We start from the raw sequence: 1,389 nt of genomic DNA, 5'->3' as shown, positions 1-1,389 counted from the left end.
GGCTCTGTGTCAACTGTAGTGGGTTGAAGAAAAGTTAAGATCGAGAAAGGACACATTTCGTCCTTTCTTTTTTGATGTTCAGAGCAATAAAAATCCGTTTTTTGAAGTTTTCAAAGTTTCGAAATCCAAAGGCATTGCGCTTGATGAGTTTAATGAGATTATTAGTCGCTTCTAATTTGGCGTTGGAATAGGGTAATTGAAGAGCGTTGACAATCTTTTCTTTATCCTTGAGGAATGTTTTAAAGACAGTCTGAAAAAGAGGATGAACCTGCTTTAGATTGTCCTCGATAAGTCCGAAAAATTTGTCTGGCTCCTTGTTCTGAAAGTGAAAAAGTAAGAGTTGATAGAGATGGTAGTGGTGTTTCAACTCTTCTGAATAGCTCAAAAGCTTGTCTAGAATCTCTTTATTCGTTAAGTGCATACGAAAAGTAGGGCGATAAAAACGTTTATCACTCAGTTTACGACTATCCTGCTGGATGAGCTTCCAGTAGCGTTTGATAGCCTTGTATTCATGAGATTTTCGCTCAAATTGATTCATGATTTGGACACGAACACGACTCATAGCACGGCTTAAGTGTTGTACAATGTGAAATCGATCTAGAACGATTTTAGCACATGGAAAAAGCTGTTTAGCCAAGGCATAATAAGGACTAAACATATCCATAGTAATGATTTTCACCTGACAACGAACGACTCTATCGTAGCGCAGAAAGTGATTTCGGATGATAGCTTGTGTTCTACCTTCAAGAACGGTGATAATGTTGAGATTATCAAAATCTTGTGCAATGAAACTCATCTTTCCCTTGGTAAAGGCATACTCGTCCCAAGACATAATCTCTGGAAGATGAGAAAAATCATGCTTAAAACGGAAGTCATTGAGTTTTCGAATGACAGTTGAAGTTGAAATGGAAAGCTGATGTGCAATATCGGTCATAGAAGTCTTTTCAATCAGCTTATGAGCAATTTTTTGGTTGATAATACGAGGAATTTGGTGATTTTTCTCGACGAGAGAGGTCTGTGAGACCATCATTTTAGAGCAATGATAGCACTTGAAACGACGCTTTTTAAGGAGGATTCTGGTAGGCATACCAGTTGTTTCAAGGTAAGGAATTTTCGATGGTTTTTGGAAGTCATATTTCTTCATTTGACTTCCACATTCAGGACAAGATGGGGCCTCATAATCCAGTTTGGCGATGATTTCCTTGTGGGTACCTCTATTAACAACATCCATAATTTGGACATTAGGGTCTTTGATATCGAGTAGTTTTGTGATAAAATGTAATTGTTCCATATGAATCTTTCTAATGAGTTGTTTAGTCGCTTTTCATTATAGGTTATATGGGACTTTTTTTCTACACAAAAATAGGCTCCATAATATCTATAGGGGGG

The 1,389-nt window shown here is 37.4% G+C and carries 1 protein-coding gene; it reads right to left on the bottom strand.

Annotation, left to right across the window (positions count from 1 at the left end):
- Positions 1–34 precede the first annotated feature (34 nt).
- Complete coding sequence (locus tag GEZ85_RS10080) at positions 35–1,291, bottom strand: ISL3 family transposase (RefSeq protein ID WP_153210212.1); 1,257 nt, start codon at positions 1,289–1,291, stop codon at positions 35–37.
- Positions 1,292–1,389 lie beyond the last annotated feature (98 nt).

Source organism: Streptococcus mitis, from assembly GCF_009496205.1.
Classification (GTDB): domain Bacteria; phylum Bacillota; class Bacilli; order Lactobacillales; family Streptococcaceae; genus Streptococcus; species Streptococcus mitis_BN.
This window is presented reverse-complemented; position numbering and strand designations above follow the sequence as displayed.